The sequence below is a fragment of the Robiginitalea sp. genome (assembly GCF_982776155.1).
In genome coordinates this window covers 270,723-292,161 of record NZ_CEXZKX010000003.1, presented here as the reverse complement: position 1 = coordinate 292,161, position 21,439 = coordinate 270,723, and the positions used below count along the sequence as shown (strand labels likewise).

Below are 21,439 nucleotides of genomic sequence, written 5' to 3'. Positions count from 1 at the left end.
TAAAATGGCAAATTTTAATATCGATGCCCGCCAGGCGATGACCTACGACGCCATCGTGATCGGGTCGGGTATCAGCGGCGGATGGGCCGCCAAGGAATTGTGCGAAAAAGGGTTGAAGACCCTGGTCCTGGAACGGGGTCCGATTGTAGAGCATGTGGCGGACTACAAAACCATGAACGACGACCCCTGGGACCTGGAACTCCGGGAATCTCTGACCCCGGAGGAACGCCGGAAACACTACAAGGGTATCCGGTCGGGATTTATCGGCAAGTCCGTGGAGCATTTTTACGCAAACGACGCGGAGAACCCCTATACGGAAGTTAAGCCCTTTCTATGGATCCGCGGCCACCAAATGGGCGGCCGATCCCTCCTTTGGGGGAAACAGACCTACCGCTGGAGCGACCTGGACTTTGAAGCGAATGCCAGGGACGGCTATGGGGTGGACTGGCCCATCCGATACAAGGATATCGAACCCTGGTATACCTATGTGGAGAAGTTTGCCGGGATCAGCGGGGAACCCCTGGGTTTACCGCAGTTGCCCGACAGCCACTTCCTGCCACCGATGGAGTTGAACTGCGTGGAGAAACACGTAAAGAGCCGTATTGAAGAGCAATTCCCCGGGCGCCACATGATTATCGGCCGGGTGGCACACCTGACTGAGCCCCTCAATGGCCGCGGGAAGTGCCAGTACCGGAACCGGTGCAGCCGGGGCTGTCCGTACGGGGCGTATTTCAGCAGCAATGCAGTGACCCTGCCGGCCGCCCAGGCCACGGGGAACCTGACAATCCGCCCCTACTCCATTGCCCAGTCCATCCTCTACGACGAAGAGAAGGGCCTGGCCAACGGGGTTCGCATTATCGACGCGGAAACCGGGGAGTCCATGGACTACCGGGCACGCATCGTTTTCTGCAATGCCTCTGCCCTGAGTACCACTCAAATCCTGCTGAACTCCAAATCGAACCGCTTCCCGGAAGGGATGGGGAACGACAGCGGGGAACTGGGGCATAACCTGATGGACCACACGTACCGGGTGGGGGCCACAGCGCGGGTCCCCGGGTTTGAGGATAAATATTACAGCGGCCGCAGGCCAAACGGCATCTATATCCCGCGTTACGTAAACGTGGACGAAGGTTCCAGGTCCCAGGATTTTGTCCGGGGCTTCGGCTTCCAGGGAGGCGGATATCGGGGAGGGAACCCGGCCAATATCCCTGAATTTGGGGCCGGTTTCAAGGACGAAATCCTCAAGCCGGGACCCTGGGAATTCTTTATTACCGGATTTGCAGAATGCCTTCCCTACCACGAAAACAAGGTAACTCTGGACACTGAAAACACGGATAAATGGGGCCAGCCTACATTGGCCATCGACTGCGAGTTCAAGGAAAACGAAAAAGCCCTGAACCGGCAGATCCGCAAGGATGCGGTTGAAATGCTCGAGAAGGCCGGCCTTGAAAATGTCATGGGTTTCGACAACGAGCATGAACCCGGCTACGGCATCCACGAAATGGGAACCGCCCGTATGGGTCGCGATCCCAAAACCTCCGTGCTGAACGGTACAAACCAGGTACACGCAGTGAAAAACGTCTTCGTCACGGACGGGGCCTGTATGACCTCGTCTTCCTGCGTAAACCCTTCACTGACCTATATGGCATTGACCGCCCGTGCAGCGGACCACGCGGTATCCGAACTCAACAAATTCAATATCTGACATGGATCGAAGAAGCGCGCTCAAGAGAACCGGACTGATGGCGGGGGCTGCCCTGGCCCTGCCAACTGCCCTGTCCCTCCTACAATCCTGCCAAAATGAAAAACGGCCGGACTGGAAACCGGAATTCCTCACGGCCAGCGAGGCAGCCCTGGTGGCCGCCCTGGTGGACACGGTCCTGCCCCGGACGGAAACCCCGGGCGGGCTGGATGTAAAGGCCGATATGTTCATGGACAAAGTCTTCGCCCGGGTGTACGACCCGGAGGCCCGGGAGGCACTCCGCAGGGAACTGGCCGCCTTTGATTCCCGGTGCATCGATGGGTATGGAGAGGTGTTTGCAGAACTCGGGGATACCGACCGCGCAAGTGTACTTAAAGCCGAGGAAGCCGCCGGCGGAAAATTCAACCCGGGGGTATGGGGGACGGCCGTAGGGGAACAGGAACCCGTCGGTTTTTACCGCAACCTGAAATCCATGATGGTCTGGGCGTATTTCTCCTCGGAGGAAATCGGCAGGAATGTACTTAGCTACGACCCGATACCCGGGGCGTTCCAGGGGTGTATCCCCCTATCCGATGTGGGGAATCGCTGGAGCCTGTAGCCGGCTTATCCGATAATCCGCCGTTCCCCGAAGAAAGGCTGTTCGTAATACCGCGTACCCGTCGCCTTGTAGAGCGCATTGGCCAGGGCCCCCTGGACAGGCGGCAGGGAAGGCTCCCCGAGACCCGTCGGGTCGATCCCATTGTCCACAAAATACGTTTCAATGGATTTGGGCGCCTCGGCGTTGCGGATTAGCCGGTAGGTATCAAAGTTTGATTGTTCTGCCCGGCCGTCCCGGAAGGAAAGCGCGCTGAATGTCGCATGCCCGATACCGTCGACGATACCACCTTCCACCTGGTTTTTGGCGCTGAGCGGATTGATAACGATACCGCAATCCACTGCGCAATACACTTTCTCCACCTTGGGCGTATTGGCTTCCACCTTCAAATCCAATACCTGGGCCACATAGGAATTGTGGCAGAAGTACGCCGCCACGCCGCGCGACAGGCCGCTGGGCGGCCCCGCTTCCCAATTCGATTTCTCCCGGACCAGTTTCAGCACACCTGCATAACGTTCCGGGTCGTAATCATTTGTTTCAGGGTCCCCGACCGGGTCGCTGATCGCCCGGTCAAAGAGTTCCAGGCGGAACTCGATCGGATCCTTACCCGCCGCCTCGGCAACTTCATCCATAAAGGCCTGCTCGGCCCCAGCGATAAAATTGGAGCGGGGCGCGCGCCAGGCTCCGGTGGTTACCAGCGTCGGCAGGGCGTGTTTCTCGGCCAAGTAGTTGTCTACTGCACCGGCGGGGAAACGGTTCTCAAATACCAGGTCGTCGTTGGTACCCACCCCGCGGACATGCCAGGCAATCAGGTTGCCCGCTTCGTCCAGGCCGGCCTTGTAGCGTATTTTATAGGAGGGCCGGTAGGTGCCCTGGGTCATATCATCCTCCCGGGAGTAAACGAGCTTTACAGGTGCCTGCATCTTTTTGGAAATCATCGCTGCTTCAACGGCGAATGTTCCGTAGAGCCGCCGCCCGAAGCCGCCACCCATCCGGGTCATCATCACATCGATCTTCTCCTTGGGCATGCCCAGGACGGAAACCAGCGTATTCTCCAGGTATTCCGGAGTTTGTATGGGGCCGAGCAACTCGGCTTTCTCCGGGGTTACATGGGCAAAGAAATTCATGGGTTCCATCGTGTTGTGGGCCAGGTAGGGCGCACTGAAGGTGCTTTCCACCACTTTGGCCGCCTGTGCAAAGGCCCGATCCACATTGCCGTCCTTCCGCGCGGGTTTCTCGGGGGCGGTTGCCAGCAGCTTCTCGAGTTCTTCTTCGTGGAATGCCGTACTCTCCAGGGTCCCGTCTGCCTCCCACTCGGCCTGCAACGCCTTCTTGGCCTGCATGCACTGCCAGGTGCTTTCGCCTACAATAGCTATCATCTCGGGGATGGCTCCCCCGTCCGACCATTGCCTTTCGGCCCCTTCCGGGTAGACCACGATCGGGAACACATCCCGGATACCGGGCATGGATTTTACCGATTCCGCGTCAACGGATTTTAATTTCATCCCGAATGCCGGCGGATGGGCCACCATGGCGATCAACATCCCCTCGCGTTGCACATCCAGGCCAAACAAGGGCTTGCCCGTTACAATCTTTGGGCCGTCCACGTTTTTGCGGTCCGTCCCGATTATCGTAAAATCCTTAGGTTCCTTCAACGCCACTTCCTCCGGGACTTCAAGCGCTGCAGCAGCAGACGCCATTTCCCCGTACCCGGCCGATTGGCCGGAGGCTTTGTGATGAAGCATCCCCATCTCGGTGGTTACCTCCTCCACCGGGACCTCCCAGGCCCGGGCCGCTGCCTCTCGGAGCATCTGTCGGGCTGTCGCCCCGGCCAGCCTGAGACCCTGCCAACCCTGTCGGATGGACTGGCTGCCCCCGGCCAGTTGGCGCGTGAAGATATCGAGGTTCAGGGGGGCCTGCTCCACAATCACGCGTTCCCAATCAATATCCAACTCGTCTGCGACGATCATCGGCATGGCCGTCTTGACATTCTGCCCGATTTCCGGGTTGGGCGACATGATGGTCACCACCCCGTTGTCGCCAATCTTGAGGAAACCGTTGATTTCAAACCACTCGTCGGGCATGGCCAGGGCAGCTTCCCGGGCGGCCTCGTCCTTGCAGGAGGCGAGCCAGCTGAAGCCGAGCATCATGCCTCCCCCCGCCAGGGCGGAAGATTTTATAAACGAGCGTCGTCCGATGGATGTTTTTATCAGTGTCATTTTCTTGGGATTAATTGGATTCTAACATGTTAAATGGGTGGCTCAAAACCCTGGATGGTGCCTGCAATTCTCTCAGGCGTACCTCAGGTAGCCGATTGGTCAGCAGCCATCCTGATGGCCTTTTTAATCCGCACATAGGTGCCGCACCGGCAAATATTGCCGTTCATAGCCGATTCGATATCCGCATCGCTGGGGTTCGGGTTTCCCTTGAGCAAGGCAGCAGCCGACATGATCTGTCCGGCCTGACAGTACCCGCATTGGGGGACGTCCACCTCCAGCCAGGCTTTCTGGACCGGGTGATCGCCGTTCTCCGAAAGGCCTTCGATGGTGGTGACTTCCTGGTCGCCTACCGAGGATACCGGCAGCGAACAGGAACGGGTTGCCGTGTCCCCGAGGTGTACCGTACAGGCACCGCACTGCGCTATCCCGCAGCCGTATTTGGTCCCGACCATATTCAGATGGTCGCGCAATACCCACAAAAGCGGGGTGGACGGATCTGCATCCACCTCCATTGAGGTTCCGTTAATTTTCAGGTTATAAACTGCCATGGATAAAAATTTTGCAATAAGTTAGTGAGTTTACCAGAATTATACCCGGACGCTACTTTGATAAACTGTTAAATCGACAGATATTTAACAATTATTAACAACGCTTCCGCATTCGAATTACATGGAAAACAAACCCCAGGTCGTGATCGTGGGCGCCGGCTTCGGCGGGATCGAACTCGCCAAGTCCCTTCGGCGTTTGCCCGTGGATGTCCTGCTGATTGACCGAAACAACTACCACAATTTCCAGCCGCTAATGTACCAGGTGGCAACTGGAGGGCTGGAGCCCGACAGCATAGCCTACCCGGTTCGGCGCATCTTCCGCCGGTTCCGCAATGTCCGGTGCCGGATGGCGGAGGTCAGCCTGGTGGACTGGGAGCGCAGCCGCTTGTTTACCTCCATCGGTACCGTGCCGTACGACTACCTGGTAATCGCCACGGGCAGCCGGACAAACTATTTCAACTTTGAATCCCTACAGGATCGGATGCTCACCCTCAAGTCGTTGCCGGATGCCCTGAACCTCCGGAGTTTCGTCTACCAGAACCTGGAAAAAGCCATCGCCAATTACAGCGGGGAGCCCCTGGAGGAAATCATGAATATCGCCATCGTGGGAGGCGGCCCTGCAGGCATTGAACTGGCCGGGGCCCTTGCCGAGATGAAAAAACACGTTATCCCCAGGGATTTTCCCGACCTCGACACCTCCCTGATGAGCATCAACCTCTACCAGAGCGGCGATCGGGTCCTTAAGGCCATGTCGGAAATCGCCTCGGAAAAAGCCCGGGAGTACCTCGAGGACCTGGGCGTCAACGTCCTGCTCAATTCCCGGGTGGCCGATTACCGGGACGACCAGGTGCATTTATCGGACGGGACCCGGTTTCCCACCGACACGGTTATCTGGACGGCAGGGGTCCGGGCCGCCCCCTTAAATGGCTTGCCGGAATCCTGCCTGCTTAAGGGGAACCGCATTGCGGTAGACCCCTGCAACCGGGTAGCCGGCCTGGACAATGTTTTCGCCATTGGCGACGTAGCCGCCTGCATTGCGGAGGCAACCCCGCGCGGCCTGCCGATGCTGGCTCCGGTTGCCCAGCAACAGGGTCGCCACCTGGCCGGGAACCTGGGTCGCTTGTTAAGGCGTCGGGATTTAGTGCCTTTTGTTTACCGCGACCGGGGCGCGATGGCCACCGTTGGGAGGGCGCGGGCGGTAGCCGACCTGCCCAACTGGAAATTCCAGGGAACTTTTGCCTGGGTGGTCTGGATGGCCGTCCATATCTATTCCCTGGTCGGCTTCCGGAACAAACTCTCCGCCCTCTACCACTGGGCTTTTAATTACCTGAGTTACGACCGCCCCCTGGGTTTGATCATCCGGCCATACCGAAGGGAAGCGCAGGATGCGGCCAGTGACAGGGGGCCGGGGCCCGGCGATTAAACCCTGGCCCGGAATCGGCGTCTAACATCCTGGGGCCTGTTCCGGCGTACCCCCTGCGCAACCCGCCGGGGATTCCCCGGGAAGCACAAATTGCACAGCACCCGGAAAAACAACAAACCTAACATCCTTAAAAAACCAAACCTGATGAAACAAATTAAACTACTGTTGATCCTTGCGATCCTGACGGGAACCTGCGGCACGATCCTGGCCCAGAATGCCGGAAACTACAAGATTCTGGTCGAAGGCTTTGACTGGGGCCCGGCGGTGAACAAAGTTGTCCTGGAAATGGGGGAAACCCTCAGCGAACCCCCTACCGGAGATTTCTCAGTTCACGCCACGCGCACCACGGACCTGGCGGAAATACCGGAAGCCATGGCAGCCGGACCCCGGACCGTCCTGAATACGTACGTATCGGATGCCAACGGCAACCGGGTCGCAGCAGGTTCCCACCTGACGCTTGTCCTCGCTGTCGGGCCCCAAATGCCGATCGGATCGCCATTCCAGTACGCTCAGAACGAAAAGGTCCGGGGCAATTTCTGGGTGGACTACCGCGTGGCGATTACCCACCTGCCCACACTGCGCACCTGGACCGAGAAAACGGGCCGGATCATGCCGCTGACAGACTCCTTTGACCTGGAGGGCTCCTTTCAGTATGCCCCCGGAAAATCCATGTCCTACGCCGCTTTCAGCCCGGCTGCAGGGGGTGGCAAAAAACCACTCATCATCTGGCTCCACGGGGGCGGGGAAGGCGGGACAGACCCCACAGTGGCCCTTCTGGGCAACCGGGCCGCTAATTATGCATCCCCGGACATCCAGGTCCTCTTCGGGGGCGCGTATGTCCTGGTTCCCCAGGCTCCGACCTTCTGGATGAATCGGGAAGGCGGCGGCTATACCCGGGGGGATGTCGAGGACATATACAACGAAGGACTGATGGACCTGATTAAGGCGTATGTCGCCGATAACCCGGGAATCGACCCGGACCGGATTTACGTGGGCGGCTGCAGCAACGGGGGCTATATGAGTCTCAAGCTGCTGTTGAAGGACCCGGATTATTTTGCGGCGGCCTTCATCAGCGCACTGGCCTACCACGCCGAGTACGTTACCGATGCGCAGATCCGCAGTATCCGGAAGGTGCCGATATGGTTTATCCATTCCAAGGACGACCCGGTGACCCTCCCGGAAGAAACAGCAGTACCCATTTACAACCGCCTGCTGGAGGCGGGGGCCCGCAATGTGCATTTCTCCTATTACGACCACGTAACGGACATAACCAACCAGTATGGGGGGGAAGGCTTCCATTACAGCGGCCACTGGTCCTGGATCTATTCCCACGCCAATGTGGCCCGCCAGGATTTTGACGGGGGGCCTGTACTGGTAAACGGGCGGCCGGTTACGGTTATGGAATGGCTGGCGGCCCAGGAGAATTGATGCGCCGCCCGTGCCGGCCGGTCAATCTGCCGTCTCGTAGGCAAACTGAACGATTCGGGCAGGGCCTATAAAACCCTGCCCTTTGGAGGCATCCCACTCTGCGGTCAGGTTCATGGCCTGTACCTCTTCCAGGGATTTTCCGCTGTTACGCGCCGCCCGGACCCGGTTGCGGATGGTCGCTACCATATCCCGGAATTCCAGGAGTTCCGGCCGGCCCATTACGGGTCCGTGGCCCGGGATAATCCGCGTGTCGTCATCCACGATAAACAAGGCCATATTCAGGTTGCGCAGCAGCCCGTCGATATCCCCTCCGGATGACTGGTCGATATACGGATACCCGTTTACAAAGTTGTCGCCCATGTGGATGGCGTTTTCCCCGGGGAAGTAGATATAGGTATCTCCGTCCGTATGAGCCGGGTCCACATGCATCAGGTGCATGCTGCGCCGGGGGCTCAGGTGCAGGGTCAGCTCGTCGTTGAACGTAATCCGGGATAACGCGGCATAGGGCGCTGGTTCGGACACTCCCCGTTCGCCCCGGTCTACGCGCATCCCCATGCGTTTCCGGACATTTTCGTGGGCCACTAAGATGGCACCCTGGTTTGCGAGGTTTTCATTGCCCCCAACGTGGTCGCCGTGCCAGTGGGTATTCACCACAAAACGCACGGGTTTGTCGGTGATTCCCGAAACCGTTTCCAGTATCTTCCCGGTCAGTTCGGCAAACTGGTCGTCGATGATATAGGCGTAATCGTCCCCGAGCGCCAGGCCGATATTCCCCCCGGCACCGAAAAGGACATACAGGCTGTCGGTAACCTGTTCCGCAGTAATCTGTACCTGGTCCCAATCGCGCTGGGCCGGAAGTTCATGTAAAGACAGGAAGGCCGCCGCAAGGAAGGCGAAAAGGCCTTTTAAGACGGGTATTCTTTGGCGGTGTATCGCGGTCGCTGGCATAACGGGATGGTTTTAAGTGTCCTGAAGATAGCCAATTCCGAATTTAGTGGCAATTCCGTAGATTTAATACCGACCAAAGCCGCATCCCATGGGGAACCGCATCCTCCTGATCGAAGACGAATACGCCATTGCCTCCTTTGTTACCCAGGGATTGCAGGAATCGGGCTATGCGGTCGCGGTTTGCTACGACGGGGAAAAGGGGCTTGAAATGCTGCAGGATGGGGATTTCGACCTGGTCATCCTGGATATCGTCCTGCCTGGGATGGACGGACGGGAGGTGGCCCGTACTATCCGGGGCCAGGGTCTGGACCTTCCGATTCTGATGCTCACCGCCCTCGGTTCTACTGAAAACGTCGTCCGGGGTCTCGATTCGGGGGCGGATGACTACCTGGTCAAGCCATTTAAATTCAAAGAGCTCGAGGCGCGGGTCCGGGCCCTTTCCAGGCGCCGGTCTTCCGGTCCCCGGGGCAACCGCACCCTCTCAGCGGGCAACCTGGTTCTCGACCGGGATGCGAAAACCGTCAGACGCGGAGAAGCGGATATCCACCTGACCGCTACCGAGTACCGCCTTCTGGAGTACCTTTTGCTCAATAAAAACCGGGTGCTGAGCCGGATTGACATCCTGGAAAGCGTCTGGGACATCACCTTCAACCTGGGGACCAATGTGGTGGATGTATACGTAAATTACCTGCGGAACAAAATCGACAAACCTTTCGATTCAAAACTGATCCACACCGTGATCGGCATGGGGTACACCCTGAAAGACAACGAACCCTAAAACCCGGACCCACTCATGCGCCTGCGAACCCGGATCACTGCCATTTTTGTCCTGCTGACCGCCCTGTTGCTCCTGGGGGTCTTTACCTTTATTTTCCTGTTTTCCGGGTTTTATACCCAAAGGGAATTCCAGGTCCGGATGGAGGGTCGCCTCTTCCAGCTGGCCACGGAGCTTGAAACCACCCCGGGGGTGCTGACTACACCCGGGCGGGTATCCACCCCGGGCCTGACCCCCAACCAGCAGCCGGCGCTGCCCGAAGAGGCGGTGGGGGTCTATCCGGTCCCTTCGCGCCCGGATATGGCCCGAATCGTTACCAACCAGGGGTTGCCCGATGCTTTTACCCGGGACCTGCTGGCAGGCGGGACGGCCGCCTGGGAACAGGGAGGGCGCTATTACCGGGGGACGCTCCTGGACCTGTCGCAGGGGGAAACCCTGCTGCTACTCAGCGCACGGGACACCTACGGGCTCAATAAACAGCGTAACCTGCTGAACCTCCTGATCCTCGCCTACGCCCTGAGCCTGGCCTGCCTGTTGTTGTTGGGCGAGTATTTTGCCACCCAGGCACTGAGCCCGATTAACCGGATCATCCGGAAGGTGCAGTCCATTCGGGCCGGAAACCTCGATGACCGTCTGGAGGTGGGCCGGGGAAAGGATGAACTCGCCGAACTGGCCGGGACGTTCAACAACATGCTCGACCGCCTGGAAATCGCCTTCGACCAGCAAAGCCGCTTTATCAACAACGCCTCCCACGAATTGCGGAACCCCCTTACGGCCATCCTGGGGCTTACCGAGGTGGGACAGGCCCGGCAGCGGGATGCCGCCTCCTACAGGGAGCTGCTGCGGGACATTGAACGGGAAGCACAACGCCTGGACCATTTGGTGGACGGGTTGCTCCAACTCGCACAGACCGGGGAATCCGGCAAAGGGTTTACCGCAGTTCCCTTCCGGGTGGATGAAATCGCCATGGAGATCAAAGAGGCGATGACTGTTTCCGGCCCGGGCGGACGGATTCGCCTGGACCTGGAAGAATTGCCTGAAGATGCGCGCGGGATTACCTTAACGGGCAGCCCGACACTCTTTAAGGTAGCCCTGGGAAATATCGTCGAGAATGCCTGTAAATACTCCGGAAACGAGCCTGTACAACTCCGGGTCCTCAACGACGGAAACGACATCCTCATCCTGGTGGCCGATAAAGGTATTGGGATTCCTTCCGGTGAACTCACCAATATTTTTGAGCCCTTTTACCGGGGTTCGAACGTCCGGTCCAGCCGGGGATACGGATTCGGCCTGCCGATGGCCTACCGGATCATCCGCCTGCACCACGGGGATATCCGAATTTCATCCCAACCGGGCAAGGGAACCCTGGTAACGATCCGCGTTCCGAATCTGCAGGGGCAGCGCGGCCTGGCTTAAAAAGAATTCTAATCCCATTCTAATCTGCTTCTTAAACCGTTCCAATCCCCGGGATGTAATTTCACACCCAATGAATATCAGCAAGTTATGAGAAATGTCCTGATCCCTACCGATTTTACCCCCGAGTCGCTTCAACTCATGGAGTACGCCCTGCTGAATTACCCCGGCGAGCCGATACATGTAGTCCTGGTCCACGGGTTCCGTTCCCCGGATTCCAAATGGGGCCTGATCCAATTCTCCACCCGCAGTGAAGTGCGCAAATTGCGGTCGGAAGACTTTGAAAATGCCCTGAACCGAATTTGCCGGACGCACGGGAAATCCATCGGGTCGGTACAGACCCTGCTTTTTACGGGGCGGAATACCCACGCCTTTAAAAATGCGATAGAACCTCTGGAGATTACCGATGCTGTCGTGCCGGAAAACGGTACCCTCAACTGCCGGAACCGACGCAGCTTCGACCCTACCCGCTATATACGCAAATGTGTGGACCGCGTAGCGGAGGTGCCTTATGAAACGGATCAAAAGGAGGCTTCAAAACAACAGTTCTCCCTCCAGAACCTGCTTAACCTGCGCACCTGACAGCAAACCTGACAGCAAACCTGCGCACCTGAATTAACCCTGGGCAGCTGATTCTAGCCCTGGGCAGCGAGTTGTTTGCGGACCATAGCGGCAAGCGTCTTCCCATCTGCCCTGCCCGCGAGTTTTTGGGTGACAACCCCCATGACTTTTCCCATATCCTGCATGCCGGCGGCATCCAGCTGGTCGATGGCGGCAGCTACCTCGGCTTCCATTTCCGATTCGCTCAGTTGTTCAGGCAGGAAACGTTCCAGGATGGCGGCCTGGGCCAATTCCGGCCCCGCCAGGTCTTCCCGGCCCTGCTTTTGGTAGATCTCCGCGCTCTCCTTGCGCTGTTTTACCTGCTTCTGTACCAGGGCAATCTCCTCTGCCTCTGTCAGGCCTTTGGCCCCTCCCTTCTCGGTTTTGGCCAGCAACAACGCCGATTTTACGGCCCGCAGCGCCTCCAGTGCCACGGTATCCTTGGCCTTCATAGCGGCCTTCATCTCGTCCATGACGCGGTCTTGTAGTGACATTATGATCGGATTTAAATGGATGACAAAGATACGCAACCCGCCCGGGGTGTAAAAATAACCCCGGCCACAAGGGCCGGGGTTCGTTCCATACAGGTCGCAGTGGGGTGAAACCTGCGTGGGGATTAATCTACATTGTCGTGGAGGAAGGAATTGTTGGAGCGGAGCCGCATCTCCTCGTTGCTGTCCTCGCTGAGGGTGGTCCTGGAAACCTTTGAATCGCCCCGTTTGGCATCGGTGAGGTCCACTCCCTGCCGCTTATAGGCAGGTTCCTTCTCAATATCGTCTATCGTAGTCCGGTTGTGCTGGAACTTGTAATTGAAGTCCTTGAGTTTCCGTCGGCGCTCGTCGGCGCGTTCCCGGAGGATCTCGCTGATCGGCCGGTCGGTGGGGTCGGCATCCGGGGTTGGGCTTTCCGACCCGGAACCCTCCACCGTCTTCTTCTCAAAAACCAGTTCGTCCTCGACGATTTTCGGTTCGTATTTTTCCGCCTTGGAAGTAGCGCCCGTCAGTTGCTGCTCCAGTTCCATGTAATCCTCCAGGCTGTATCGGGTTTCCCCTTCCTTCTTGTACTCGAGTACGGGGGTAATCTCTACGTGTTCCCGGACCTCCATGTCGCGGACATCCTCATCCAGGTCAAAAGTGATGACGTTTTCCGCGGATTCCTCCGAGTCTTCCTGCGTATCCAGCGGCATGTCGAAGTGCAGGCTGATCTGGTCCTGCTCCGGCGCATCCGCCATCACCACTTCCGGGTCCACCACTTCGATATCGTTGATCAGGTCTTTGGAATCGATGATGATGAAATCTTCATCGGCTGCTACTCCTTCCGCCACGACCTCTTCGTAAAACACATTGAAGTTGCGGATGTACTGGGTGGTGGGGATAAGTTGCTGACCTTCTTCCGCGGGCGGGGCAGCTTCCGGGGTGCGGGACGCATCCTCCCGGGCCGCCTCCGGGGTGCGGGATGCATCCTCCCGGGCCGCCTCCGGGGTGCGGGACACATCCTCCCGGGCCGGTTCCGGGGTCGCGGCCGGGTTTTCCGTCCCGGGGTTCCGGTCGGCATCATCCAGTTCCAGGGTGTGGACAACCCGCTGCGGGCCGGGCTCCGAAAGGTCTTGCTGGGCCTTTTGCTCGTCCTCCAGGGTGTGGATGATTTTTTTGGATTCCGTATTGACAATATCGTTCTGCTGGTCGATGTTAAAACCGGTGGCTATCACGGTCACGGCAATCGCCTCGCCGAGCCCCTCGTCCTCCCCGACACCCATGATGATATTGGCCCCATGGCCGGCTTCGATCTGGATGTGGTCGTTGATTTCCCCGATCTCGTCGATGGTGATTTCCTGGGAGCCGGAAACGATCAGGAGCAACACGTTCTTGGCGCCGGTAATCTTGTTGTCGTTCAGCAGGGGCGAATCCAGGGCCTTCATGATGGCTTCCTGGGCCCGCGCTGAACCGGTGGCCGCCGCAGACCCCATGATGGCGGTGCCGCTGTTGGAGAGTACCGTTTTGGCATCCCGCAGGTCGATGTTCTGGGTGTAGTGGTGGGTAATCACCTCGGCAATGCCGCGGGCCGCCGTGGAGAGCACCTCGTCGGCTTTGGAGAAGCCCGCCTTAAAGCCCAGGTTCCCGTAGACCTCCCGCAATTTGTTGTTATTGATAACAATCAGGGAGTCCACGTTGTTTCGCAACCGTTCGATACCCCGCTGGGCCTGTTCGCAGCGCATTTTCCCCTCAAAGAGGAACGGGATGGTAACAATCCCCACCGTGAGGATGTCCATCTCCTTGGCCTGCTTGGCGATGATAGGCGCAGCCCCGGTTCCCGTACCGCCCCCCATTCCGGCGGTAATGAAAACCATCTTGGTGGTCTGCTGGAGCATCTGTTTGATCTCTTCCATACTCTCCAGGGCCGCCTGCTCCCCTACTTCCGGATTCGCCCCGGCTCCGAGGCCCTCGGTAAGGGAAACACCCAACTGGATTTTGTTGGGGACCGCGCTGTTCTGCAGCGCCTGCGCGTCTGTGTTGCATATTACAAAATCGACCCCGTTGATCCCCGCCTGGAACATGTGGTTGATGGCATTGCTGCCACCACCGCCAACGCCGATAACCTTGATCACGTTGCTTTGGTTCTTTGGCAGGTCGAAGGTGATATTGTCCATTTCCATGTTGTTGCTCTTTTATTGATTTATGAATGGGTATGTGGTTGTTCTTTCAATTGCGGCTTAGCCGGCTATTCGGCGTTATCCAGAAATTCCTTGAGCCGGTCTGTCCATTTATCGAATACCGAGCGTCGCGGTTTGTCCACCTCCCCGGACTTCCCGGATGCCGGAGCCCCTTCCAGGACCATCTCCTTTTCGCCCTCCTGTGATTCCGAGGTACCGTCCTTGCGGGTATGGCGGTGTTTGTTCTCTACGGCGTTCATCAGCAGGCCCACCGCCGTGGCATAGGTAGGGCTGGCAATCTCCATGTCGGAATCCCCGGCCAGGTGTTCGTTCGGATAGCCGATACGCGTGTCCATCCCGGTGATGTATTCCACGAGTTGCTTCAGGTGCTTGAGCTGGCTGCCGCCTCCGGTCAGCACAATCCCTGCAATCAGTTTCTTTTTCTGGTCCTCGTGCCCGTAATTCTTAATTTCCAGGTACACCTGTTCGATAATTTCAACGACCCGGGCGTGGATGATCTTCGAGAGGTTCTTCAGGGTGATCTCCTTGGGTTCCCGCCCCCGCAAGCCGGGGATGGATACGATTTCATTGTCTTTGTTTTCACCCGGCCAGGCCGAACCGAATTTGATTTTGAGCAATTCCGCCTGCTTCTCGATGATGGAACAGCCTTCTTTGATATCCTCCGTGATCACGTTCCCCCCAAACGGGATGACGGCCGTATGCCGGATGATGCCGTCCTTGAAGATGGCCAGGTCTGTGGTGCCGCCCCCGATGTCGATCAGGGCCACACCCGCTTCCTTTTCCTCCTGGCTCAGGACTGCATTGGCCGACGCCAGGGGCTCCAGGGTGATGTTTTCCAGGTCGAGCCCTGCGCTCTTGATACAGCGCCCGATGTTTTTGATGGAGGAAATCTGCCCGACCACTACATGGAAATTCGCTTCCAGCCTGCCGCCGTACATCCCGATCGGCTGCTTGATCTCCGCCTGTCCGTCTACCTTGTACTCCTGGGGCAAAACGTGGATAATTTCCTCCCCCGGGAGCATGACCAGTTTGTAGACCTGGTTGACGAGCTTCTCCAGGTCTTCCTCCCCGATCACCTCTTCGGAATTCGCCCGGGTAATGTAGTCGCTGTGCTGCAGGGAACGAATGTGCTGCCCAGCAATCCCGACCGTCACTGCCCCGATCTTCAGGCCGGAATCCGATTGGGCTTCCTCCACGGCCTGCTGGATGGATTGGATGGTTTGGGTGATGTTGTTTACCACACCCCGGTGCACCCCGAGGCTTTTGGACCTGCCGATACCCAGCACTTCGATTTTACCATACTCGTTTTCCTTACCGATAATGGCGACGATCTTGGTGGTTCCAATGTCCAGTCCTACTGAATACTTCGCTTCTTCCATGCGCTTTCAGATTTTAGTGCACACCACCTGGTTGTCGAATTCCAGGCTGACTACCTCGTAGTGTGCCAGTGTTTTATCTTGAGAGGCCTTTGCGTAAAAGGCCTTGAAATTGTCAAACTTTGATTTCAGGTCCGTAACGTCTCCGAGGCGGACCACAAAATTGTCCAGGCGGAACCTGAGGCGGTAATCCGTCTCATCTTCGATATGGATCCCGATGATATTCTTGCTGAGGAACGGGTCCTCGTTGATGAATTTCAGGATCTCATACGCGTCTTCCAGGCTCTTGCCCGTAATCTTACCCGTAATGATGGGGACACGCGCGGAATGGTTGGGTGATAGCGGCATTTTTCTGCCTTCGTCGTCCAGATAAAACTGGGTATCACCCGCCACGCGTCCGATTGGATGCCGCTGGGTTATTTTCGTGATAAGCTGGCCGTCTACAGTAAGATAAACCTGGGCATTTTTCACCATTTCATGAGTCCGGAGGACCGATTCCACAGTATCCAAAACTATCGCATCTTTGGGTGTATTCCGGAGGCTGCCGAATTTTTGTATTAACAATTTATTAACCGTACTTTCCGTCAGATACAGGTTGTCGGCACCTTCAAACCGAACGGTAACTCCCGAGATATCCCGTCGGTTACTACGCACTTCTGAAAATGCGTAAAGACCTGTTATACAGATCAATAATCCTATCAGCTTCAATGTATTCCACTTAACTTGCACAACTCAACGCTTCTTTAATCGGGTCTACTTCCAGGCCAATATCCCCCGCCCCGATAGTCAGGAGGATTTGCGGGTTTTCCCGGGTGATTTCCGGGATCAGTTCGGACTTTTTTATCAGCCGTTTCCGGGGGTTTTCGATTTGATCGAGTAACCACTGCGAATCGATGCCTTCGATGGGGTCTTCCCGGGCCGGGTAGATCTCCAGCAGCCAGATGGTATCGAAGCGGGAGAGGCTCCGGGCGAACTCCGGGCCAAAGTCCCGGGTACGGCTGAAGAGGTGTGGCTGGAACACCGCCAGGATATCTTTGCCGGGGTGCATTTCCCGGATCGCATCGCAAACCGCATCGATCTCCGTGGGGTGGTGCGCATAATCATCGATAAAGATGCCTTGCTCGGTCTTGATTTTATAGGAGAATCGCCTTTCGACCCCCTTAAAGCTGCCCATGGCTTTAACCAGGCGGTCTGGTTGCTCGGCAACCTGGACCGCCATCGTAAAGGCAGCTAATCCATTCAACAGGTTGTGGCGCCCGGGTTTTGAAAACCGGACGGATTCAAAAACGCGGGTCGGCGTATGGATGTCGAAGCGATATGCCCCGTCTTCGGTACGCAGATTGCGGATGGAATACGCGGCATCGTCATCGATCCCGTAGGTAAGCCCTTCCAGGGGCAGCCCGTTGCGGACCACCAGCACCCCTCCGGGCCGGACCTTTGCGGCAAACTCGCCAAAGGTGGCCTTCAGCGTGGCGTCGTCCCCGTAGATATCCAGGTGGTCGGCATCCATGGAGGTTACGCAGGCAATGTCGGGTTCCAGGTAGAGGAAGGAGCGGTCGTACTCGTCGGCTTCCACAACCGAAAATTCGGTGCCCTCCATCAAAAAATTGCTGCCGAAATCCTCGGATACCCCCCCCAGGAAGGCCATCACTTCCAGGCCGGCCTCCCGGAGGAGGTGCGCCAGGATACAGGATGTCGTGGTTTTCCCATGGGTGCCGGCCACCGCCAGGCAACGGGAGGCCCGGCTGATCATCCCGAGTACCTGGGAGCGTTTTGTCACCTCGTACCCGCCCTTGCGGAAAAAAGCGAGTTCGCTGTGCGTTGCGGGTACGGCAGGGGTATAGATGACCAGGGTCCCTTCCGGCTGCCGGAAAGCAACGGGAATCTCGTCTGCATCCTCCCGGTAATGCACGGCGATGCCCTCTGCCTCGAGTGCCCGGGTAAGCGGAGTAGGCACCTTGTCGTAACCGGCTACCTCCCGGTTGCTCCTGACGAAATACCGGGCCAGGGCGGACATGCCGATGCCCCCCACACCAATCAGATAGACCCTATGTACACGGGAGAGTTCCATCAGGCTTTCAGGATTTTTTCTATTTCGTCCACAATCTCGCGGGTTGCCCCTGGGCGCCCCAGCGCCCGGAGGTTGTCTCCCATTATTTTCATCCGGGCCGGGTTGGCCAGCAATTCGCCCAAACACGCCTCAAAGCGGTTTTCGAGTTCAGATTCCGGCAGCATAACGGCTGCGTCACGCTCCACCATGGCCCGGGCGTTCTTGGTCTGATGATCCTCGGCCACGTTCGGGGACGGGATGAATACCACCGGTTTCCCGATCAGGCTGAGCTCCGATACGGAGCCGGCGCCAGCGCGGCTGATAATGATATCCGCCGCCGCATAGGCAGTTTCCATCTCGGAGATAAAGTCCAATACGCGCACCTGGTCGGAATCGCAATCCCGGTAGGTTGGGTAATACCCTTTCCCGCATTGCCAGATAATCTGCAGGCCCAGGTCCTGGAGAAACTGGAGTTTCCCGCCGATCAATTCGTTGATCCGGCGGGCGCCCAGGCTGCCTCCGAGGACCAGGAGGGTCTTCTTTCCGGGGTCCAGCCCCCATTTAGACCGGCTAGCAGCAGGATCCGGCAGGTTGCCGGCCAGGCTGCCCCGGACCGGGTTGCCGGTCAGCACAATCTTATCCGCCGGGAAATACCGGTCCATGCCCTCATAGGCCACAAAGATTTTCCGTGCCCTGCCCGCCAGGAGCTTGTTGGTGATGCCCGCATAGGAATTCTGCTCCTGCAACACGCAGGGAATGCCCCTGCCGGAAGCCACCCGCAGGGTCGGGCCGCTGGCAAAGCCGCCGGTTCCCACCACCAGGTGCGGCTGGAATTCCTTCACTATTTTACGTGCCTGCATCATACTTTTTATCAGTTTCAACGGGAAGATCAAATTCTTCCAGCTGAGTTTCCGGGCCAGGCCGCTGATCCAGAGTCCCCGGATCTCGTAGCCCGCCTGGGGCACTTTTTCCATTTCCATCCGGTCCTGTGCCCCCACAAAAAGGAACCGGGCGTCCGGGTAGCGCGATTTCAACTCGTTGGCAATCGCCACCGCCGGATAAATGTGTCCTCCGGTACCGCCCCCGGAGAGTAAGAACCTATAGTTGTCCACTCAGTACCTCCAGAGGATGTTCCTCCGTATTTTGTTCGATTTCCTTTTGTTCGTCCTGTTTCCGGCTCGCGCTCAGGACCACCCCGATGGCCAGGCAGGTCATCCAGATGGACGTTCCCCCGGAGCTGATGAGCGGGAGGGTCTGGCCCGTTACCGGGAATAACTCCACGGCCACCGCCATGTTGATAAGCGCCTGGAAGACAATCGGCAGGCCCACGCCGATGACCAGTAGCTTCCCGAATACGGTCTGGTTGGCATTGGCCACCACCACTATCCGGAACAGCAGCAACATGTAAAAAAACAGGAGGCTCAGCCCGCCTAATAACCCGTACTCCTCAATGATTATCGCATAGATAAAATCCGAGGAGCTCTGCGGGAGAAAATTCTTCATAACGCTTTTGCCCGCGCCGTTGCCGATGAGGCCCCCGCTGGCAATGGCGATTTTCGCCTTTTCTATCTGGTAATCCCCTTCGCTGTCCGTCCCGTCCCAGAAACTCTCCACCCGGCTGATCCAGGTATCCACCCGGTTTGGGAAGACCCCGGGCATGGCCTTGGCCAGCAAGACAAAGAGCGCGAGGGTGACAATGCCCGCCCCGATGATGCTCAACAAATACTTTGTCGGGTACCCCCCGAGGAAACAAAGCATCAGGACCATGCAGAACAGAATGGCGGCGGTGGAAAAGTTAGCCGGCAGGATGAGGATCAACACCAGAAAAACCGGTAACCACAAGGGCAGGATACTCTCGGTAAACCGGATTTCCCGGTCCCGGATCTTGCTCAGGTAGCGCGCGGTATAAATCATCAGGACCACTGCCGCCAGGTTGGACGTCTGGAAGGTGATCCCCACCACCGGGAGACGGATCCAGCGGCTGGCGTTGGCACCTTCGATGGTGGTTCCCTGGGCCAGCGTATACCCCAGCAGGACCAGGACCACCGGCAGGGCGATGATCGAGAGCCCTTTAAAGAAATGCGTGGGGATTTTATGTACGCTGTAGATGATCCCGAAGCCGAGAACGAGCAACAACCCGTGCTTGAGCAGGTGCCCCACCGTGGTGCCGTTGCCCACCACATAGACCAGGTTGCTGCTCGCGCTGTAGACCGGCAGAAAAGAAAACAGGGCCAACAGGGCCACGACGCCCCAAATGGCCTTATCTCCCTCCAGGCTTTTCAGGATCCCTTTCATCTATAGTGCTTTTACCGCGTCCTTAAACTGGTCGCCCCGGTCCTCGTAATTTTTAAACAGGTCAAAGCTCGCACAGGCCGGGGAGAGCAGGACGTTATCCCCCCGCTCGGCAATTTTGTAGGCCACCTTCACGGCCTCGGACATCGCATAGGTCTCCACGAGCAGGTCAACGGCATTGCCGAAGGCCTCCACAATCCGGCTGTTGTCGGCCCCCAGGCAAATAATGGCCTTGACCTTTTCACGGACCAGGGGCATCAGCGGTTTGTAGTCGTTGCCCTTATCGACGCCGCCAACAATCCACACCGTCGGGGCCGTCATGCTGTCCAGGGCGTAAAACGTGGCATTTACGTTGGTGGCCTTGGAGTCATTGATATACTGGACGTGATGAATCTTGAGTACCCGTTCCAACCGGTGGGGCGCCCCCTGGAAATTGGCGACGCTCTCCCGGATGCTCTCCTTGCGGATGCCGAGCAACCGGGCCACCGTGGCGGCGGCCATCGTATTCTTCATGTTGTGTCGGCCTTCGAGGGCCAGCGTGTCGTTGCTCATAGTAAGTGGCGTATTTTCTTTTTCCAATTGTATGTTTATATCGTTTCCTTTCAGCCAGCCGGCGGCCCCGGGATCTTCTTCCAGGGTCAATGGGAGGAGGTTGGCGGCAAAATCCTCCGGGTTTATTTCCCTTGCCAGCACCGGGTCGTCCCGGTCAAAAACCAGGAAATCCGAGGGCCCCTGGTTCTCGGCAATCCGCTTTTTTGACGCGATGTATCGGTCCATCCGGTATTCGTACCGATCCAGGTGGTCCGGGGTAATATTTGTGATCACCGCAATGTGCGGCCGGAAACCCAGAATGTCGTCGAGCTGGAAGCTGCTGACCTCCAGCACGTAGCAGGGGTGGGATTCCCGGGCTACCATGGCTGCGAAACTATCGCCGATATTCCCCGCCAGGGCCGCATCCATACCCCCCTGCCGCAACAGGTGGTGCGTGAGCATGGCCGTGGTGGTCTTTCCGTTGCTCCCGGTAATGGCCACCAGGGTGGCCTGGCAATACCAGGAGGCGAATTCGATTTCCGAAATCACCGGTACGCCCCTGGCCACAAGCTGCTCCACCAGGGGGGCCGTGTCCGGGATCCCCGGGCTTTTCACGCACAGGTCCGAGTCGAGGATCCGCGATTCGCTATGCCCGCCTTCTTCCCAAAGAATGCCAGTCTGATTAAGAACGTCTCTGTATTTTTCGGCTATCGGCCCATTGTCCGATACAAATACCTCAAATCCTTTTTGCTTCCCCAGCAGGGCCGCCCCAACTCCGCTTTCGCCTGCGCCCAGGACTGCCAACCTGCCGCCCTGCCGAAGCACTGCTACCTGCCGCGCCGTATCCCGTTTTGCCCCTGTTGCCATA

Annotated in this window: 18 protein-coding genes; 7 read left to right on the top strand and 11 right to left on the bottom strand. The window is 57.8% G+C overall.

What is annotated here, in order from left to right:
• Window positions 1-4: 4 nt before the first annotated feature.
• Together AC3DKS_RS07060 and AC3DKS_RS07055 are read left to right on the top strand one after the other, a co-directional pair.
• The gene (locus AC3DKS_RS07060; RefSeq protein ID WP_015755751.1) at window positions 5-1,705 is read left to right on the top strand and encodes a GMC oxidoreductase; all 1,701 of its coding nucleotides are present in this window, start codon (window positions 5-7) and stop codon (window positions 1,703-1,705) included.
• 1 nt (window position 1,706) lies between these two features.
• Window positions 1,707-2,300 (top strand): gluconate 2-dehydrogenase subunit 3 family protein, encoded by a 594-nt coding sequence (locus AC3DKS_RS07055; protein ID WP_272607511.1) that lies wholly within the window; start codon window positions 1,707-1,709, stop codon window positions 2,298-2,300.
• Window positions 2,301-2,305: 5 nt separating this feature from the next.
• Here AC3DKS_RS07055 and AC3DKS_RS07050 read toward each other — a convergent pair whose 3' ends face one another.
• Entirely contained in the window at window positions 2,306-4,516 is a 2,211-nt protein-coding gene (locus tag AC3DKS_RS07050; protein ID WP_041327326.1) for a xanthine dehydrogenase family protein molybdopterin-binding subunit, read from the bottom strand.
• 83 nt (window positions 4,517-4,599) lie between these two features.
• The gene (locus tag AC3DKS_RS07045; RefSeq protein WP_015755754.1) at window positions 4,600-5,064 is read right to left on the bottom strand and encodes a (2Fe-2S)-binding protein; all 465 of its coding nucleotides are present in this window, start codon (window positions 5,062-5,064) and stop codon (window positions 4,600-4,602) included.
• A 121-nt stretch (window positions 5,065-5,185) separates the two neighbouring features.
• Between AC3DKS_RS07045 and AC3DKS_RS07040 the strand changes: the two genes are divergently transcribed.
• Both AC3DKS_RS07040 and AC3DKS_RS07035 read left to right on the top strand, forming a co-directional pair.
• Complete coding sequence (locus AC3DKS_RS07040; protein WP_272607512.1) at window positions 5,186-6,487, top strand: NAD(P)/FAD-dependent oxidoreductase; 1,302 nt, start codon at window positions 5,186-5,188, stop codon at window positions 6,485-6,487.
• A gap of 144 nt (window positions 6,488-6,631) precedes the next feature.
• A complete protein-coding gene (locus AC3DKS_RS07035) occupies window positions 6,632-7,915 on the top strand; it encodes a prolyl oligopeptidase family serine peptidase (protein ID WP_272607513.1) in 1,284 nt (427 codons plus the stop codon).
• Between the two features lie 21 nt (window positions 7,916-7,936).
• On the opposite strand, the gene AC3DKS_RS07030 is transcribed toward AC3DKS_RS07035, so the two are convergent.
• Entirely contained in the window at window positions 7,937-8,863 is a 927-nt protein-coding gene (locus tag AC3DKS_RS07030) for an MBL fold metallo-hydrolase (RefSeq protein ID WP_272607514.1), read from the bottom strand.
• Window positions 8,864-8,951: 88 nt separating this feature from the next.
• On the opposite strand from AC3DKS_RS07030, the gene AC3DKS_RS07025 reads away from it, so the two are divergent.
• The 3 genes from AC3DKS_RS07025 to AC3DKS_RS07015 all read left to right on the top strand — a co-directional run bounded on the left by AC3DKS_RS07025 (window position 8,952) and on the right by AC3DKS_RS07015 (window position 11,633).
• The gene (locus AC3DKS_RS07025; protein WP_015755758.1) at window positions 8,952-9,641 is read left to right on the top strand and encodes a response regulator transcription factor; all 690 of its coding nucleotides are present in this window, start codon (window positions 8,952-8,954) and stop codon (window positions 9,639-9,641) included.
• A 15-nt stretch (window positions 9,642-9,656) separates the two neighbouring features.
• On the top strand, window positions 9,657-11,054 hold the full coding sequence (locus AC3DKS_RS07020; RefSeq protein ID WP_272607515.1) for a sensor histidine kinase: 1,398 nt from the start codon (window positions 9,657-9,659) through the stop codon (window positions 11,052-11,054).
• Window positions 11,055-11,141: 87 nt separating this feature from the next.
• Complete coding sequence (locus AC3DKS_RS07015) at window positions 11,142-11,633, top strand: universal stress protein (RefSeq protein WP_148214403.1); 492 nt, start codon at window positions 11,142-11,144, stop codon at window positions 11,631-11,633.
• 53 nt (window positions 11,634-11,686) lie between these two features.
• Here AC3DKS_RS07015 and AC3DKS_RS07010 read toward each other — a convergent pair whose 3' ends face one another.
• From AC3DKS_RS07010 to murD, 8 genes are all read right to left on the bottom strand, one after another.
• Window positions 11,687-12,145 carry a GatB/YqeY domain-containing protein gene (locus AC3DKS_RS07010; protein ID WP_272607516.1) on the bottom strand — a complete coding sequence of 153 codons (459 nt, stop codon included), beginning with the start codon at window positions 12,143-12,145 and terminating at the stop codon, window positions 11,687-11,689.
• A 122-nt stretch (window positions 12,146-12,267) separates the two neighbouring features.
• Complete coding sequence (ftsZ, locus tag AC3DKS_RS07005) at window positions 12,268-14,304, bottom strand: cell division protein FtsZ (RefSeq protein ID WP_272607517.1); 2,037 nt, start codon at window positions 14,302-14,304, stop codon at window positions 12,268-12,270.
• Between the two features lie 65 nt (window positions 14,305-14,369).
• Window positions 14,370-15,701, bottom strand: a complete 1,332-nt coding sequence (gene ftsA, locus AC3DKS_RS07000; RefSeq protein WP_272607518.1) for a cell division protein FtsA — start codon at window positions 15,699-15,701, stop codon at window positions 14,370-14,372.
• A gap of 6 nt (window positions 15,702-15,707) precedes the next feature.
• Window positions 15,708-16,352 (bottom strand): cell division protein FtsQ/DivIB, encoded by a 645-nt coding sequence (locus tag AC3DKS_RS06995; protein WP_272607519.1) that lies wholly within the window; start codon window positions 16,350-16,352, stop codon window positions 15,708-15,710.
• Window positions 16,353-16,416: 64 nt separating this feature from the next.
• Complete coding sequence (locus AC3DKS_RS06990) at window positions 16,417-17,769, bottom strand: UDP-N-acetylmuramate--L-alanine ligase (RefSeq protein WP_272607520.1); 1,353 nt, start codon at window positions 17,767-17,769, stop codon at window positions 16,417-16,419.
• Window positions 17,769-18,860 (bottom strand): undecaprenyldiphospho-muramoylpentapeptide beta-N-acetylglucosaminyltransferase, encoded by a 1,092-nt coding sequence (gene murG, locus AC3DKS_RS06985; RefSeq protein WP_041327332.1) that lies wholly within the window; start codon window positions 18,858-18,860, stop codon window positions 17,769-17,771. The genes AC3DKS_RS06990 and murG overlap by 1 nt, the downstream gene beginning before the upstream one ends.
• Window positions 18,847-20,043, bottom strand: coding sequence for an FtsW/RodA/SpoVE family cell cycle protein (locus AC3DKS_RS06980; protein ID WP_015755767.1), 1,197 nt, complete (start codon window positions 20,041-20,043; stop codon window positions 18,847-18,849). The genes murG and AC3DKS_RS06980 overlap by 14 nt, the downstream gene beginning before the upstream one ends.
• The gene (gene murD / locus AC3DKS_RS06975; protein WP_272607521.1) at window positions 20,044-21,438 is read right to left on the bottom strand and encodes a UDP-N-acetylmuramoyl-L-alanine--D-glutamate ligase; all 1,395 of its coding nucleotides are present in this window, start codon (window positions 21,436-21,438) and stop codon (window positions 20,044-20,046) included. It lies immediately after the preceding gene.
• Window position 21,439: the final 1 nt, after the last annotated feature.

What these genes read in the sequence shown, in the direction of transcription:
- AC3DKS_RS07030 (WP_272607514.1), bottom strand. Translation starts at nt 8,863, where the DNA reads ATGCCAGCGACCGCGATACACCGCCAAAGAATACCCGTCTTAAAAGGC.
- AC3DKS_RS07010 (WP_272607516.1), bottom strand. Translation starts at nt 12,145, where the DNA reads ATGTCACTACAAGACCGCGTCATGGACGAGATGAAGGCCGCTATGAAG.
- AC3DKS_RS06980 (WP_015755767.1), bottom strand. Translation starts at nt 20,043, where the DNA reads ATGAAAGGGATCCTGAAAAGCCTGGAGGGAGATAAGGCCATTTGGGGC.
- AC3DKS_RS07025 (WP_015755758.1), top strand. Translation starts at nt 8,952, where the DNA reads ATGGGGAACCGCATCCTCCTGATCGAAGACGAATACGCCATTGCCTCC.
- AC3DKS_RS07040 (WP_272607512.1), top strand. Translation starts at nt 5,186, where the DNA reads ATGGAAAACAAACCCCAGGTCGTGATCGTGGGCGCCGGCTTCGGCGGG.
- AC3DKS_RS07055 (WP_272607511.1), top strand. Translation starts at nt 1,707, where the DNA reads ATGGATCGAAGAAGCGCGCTCAAGAGAACCGGACTGATGGCGGGGGCT.
- ftsZ (WP_272607517.1), bottom strand. Translation starts at nt 14,304, where the DNA reads ATGGAAATGGACAATATCACCTTCGACCTGCCAAAGAACCAAAGCAAC.
- AC3DKS_RS07015 (WP_148214403.1), top strand. Translation starts at nt 11,142, where the DNA reads ATGAGAAATGTCCTGATCCCTACCGATTTTACCCCCGAGTCGCTTCAA.
- AC3DKS_RS07060 (WP_015755751.1), top strand. Translation starts at nt 5, where the DNA reads ATGGCAAATTTTAATATCGATGCCCGCCAGGCGATGACCTACGACGCC.
- AC3DKS_RS07020 (WP_272607515.1), top strand. Translation starts at nt 9,657, where the DNA reads ATGCGCCTGCGAACCCGGATCACTGCCATTTTTGTCCTGCTGACCGCC.
- murD (WP_272607521.1), bottom strand. Translation starts at nt 21,438, where the DNA reads ATGGCAACAGGGGCAAAACGGGATACGGCGCGGCAGGTAGCAGTGCTT.
- AC3DKS_RS07050 (WP_041327326.1), bottom strand. Translation starts at nt 4,516, where the DNA reads ATGACACTGATAAAAACATCCATCGGACGACGCTCGTTTATAAAATCT.
- AC3DKS_RS07035 (WP_272607513.1), top strand. Translation starts at nt 6,632, where the DNA reads ATGAAACAAATTAAACTACTGTTGATCCTTGCGATCCTGACGGGAACC.
- ftsA (WP_272607518.1), bottom strand. Translation starts at nt 15,701, where the DNA reads ATGGAAGAAGCGAAGTATTCAGTAGGACTGGACATTGGAACCACCAAG.
- AC3DKS_RS06990 (WP_272607520.1), bottom strand. Translation starts at nt 17,769, where the DNA reads ATGGAACTCTCCCGTGTACATAGGGTCTATCTGATTGGTGTGGGGGGC.
- AC3DKS_RS07045 (WP_015755754.1), bottom strand. Translation starts at nt 5,064, where the DNA reads ATGGCAGTTTATAACCTGAAAATTAACGGAACCTCAATGGAGGTGGAT.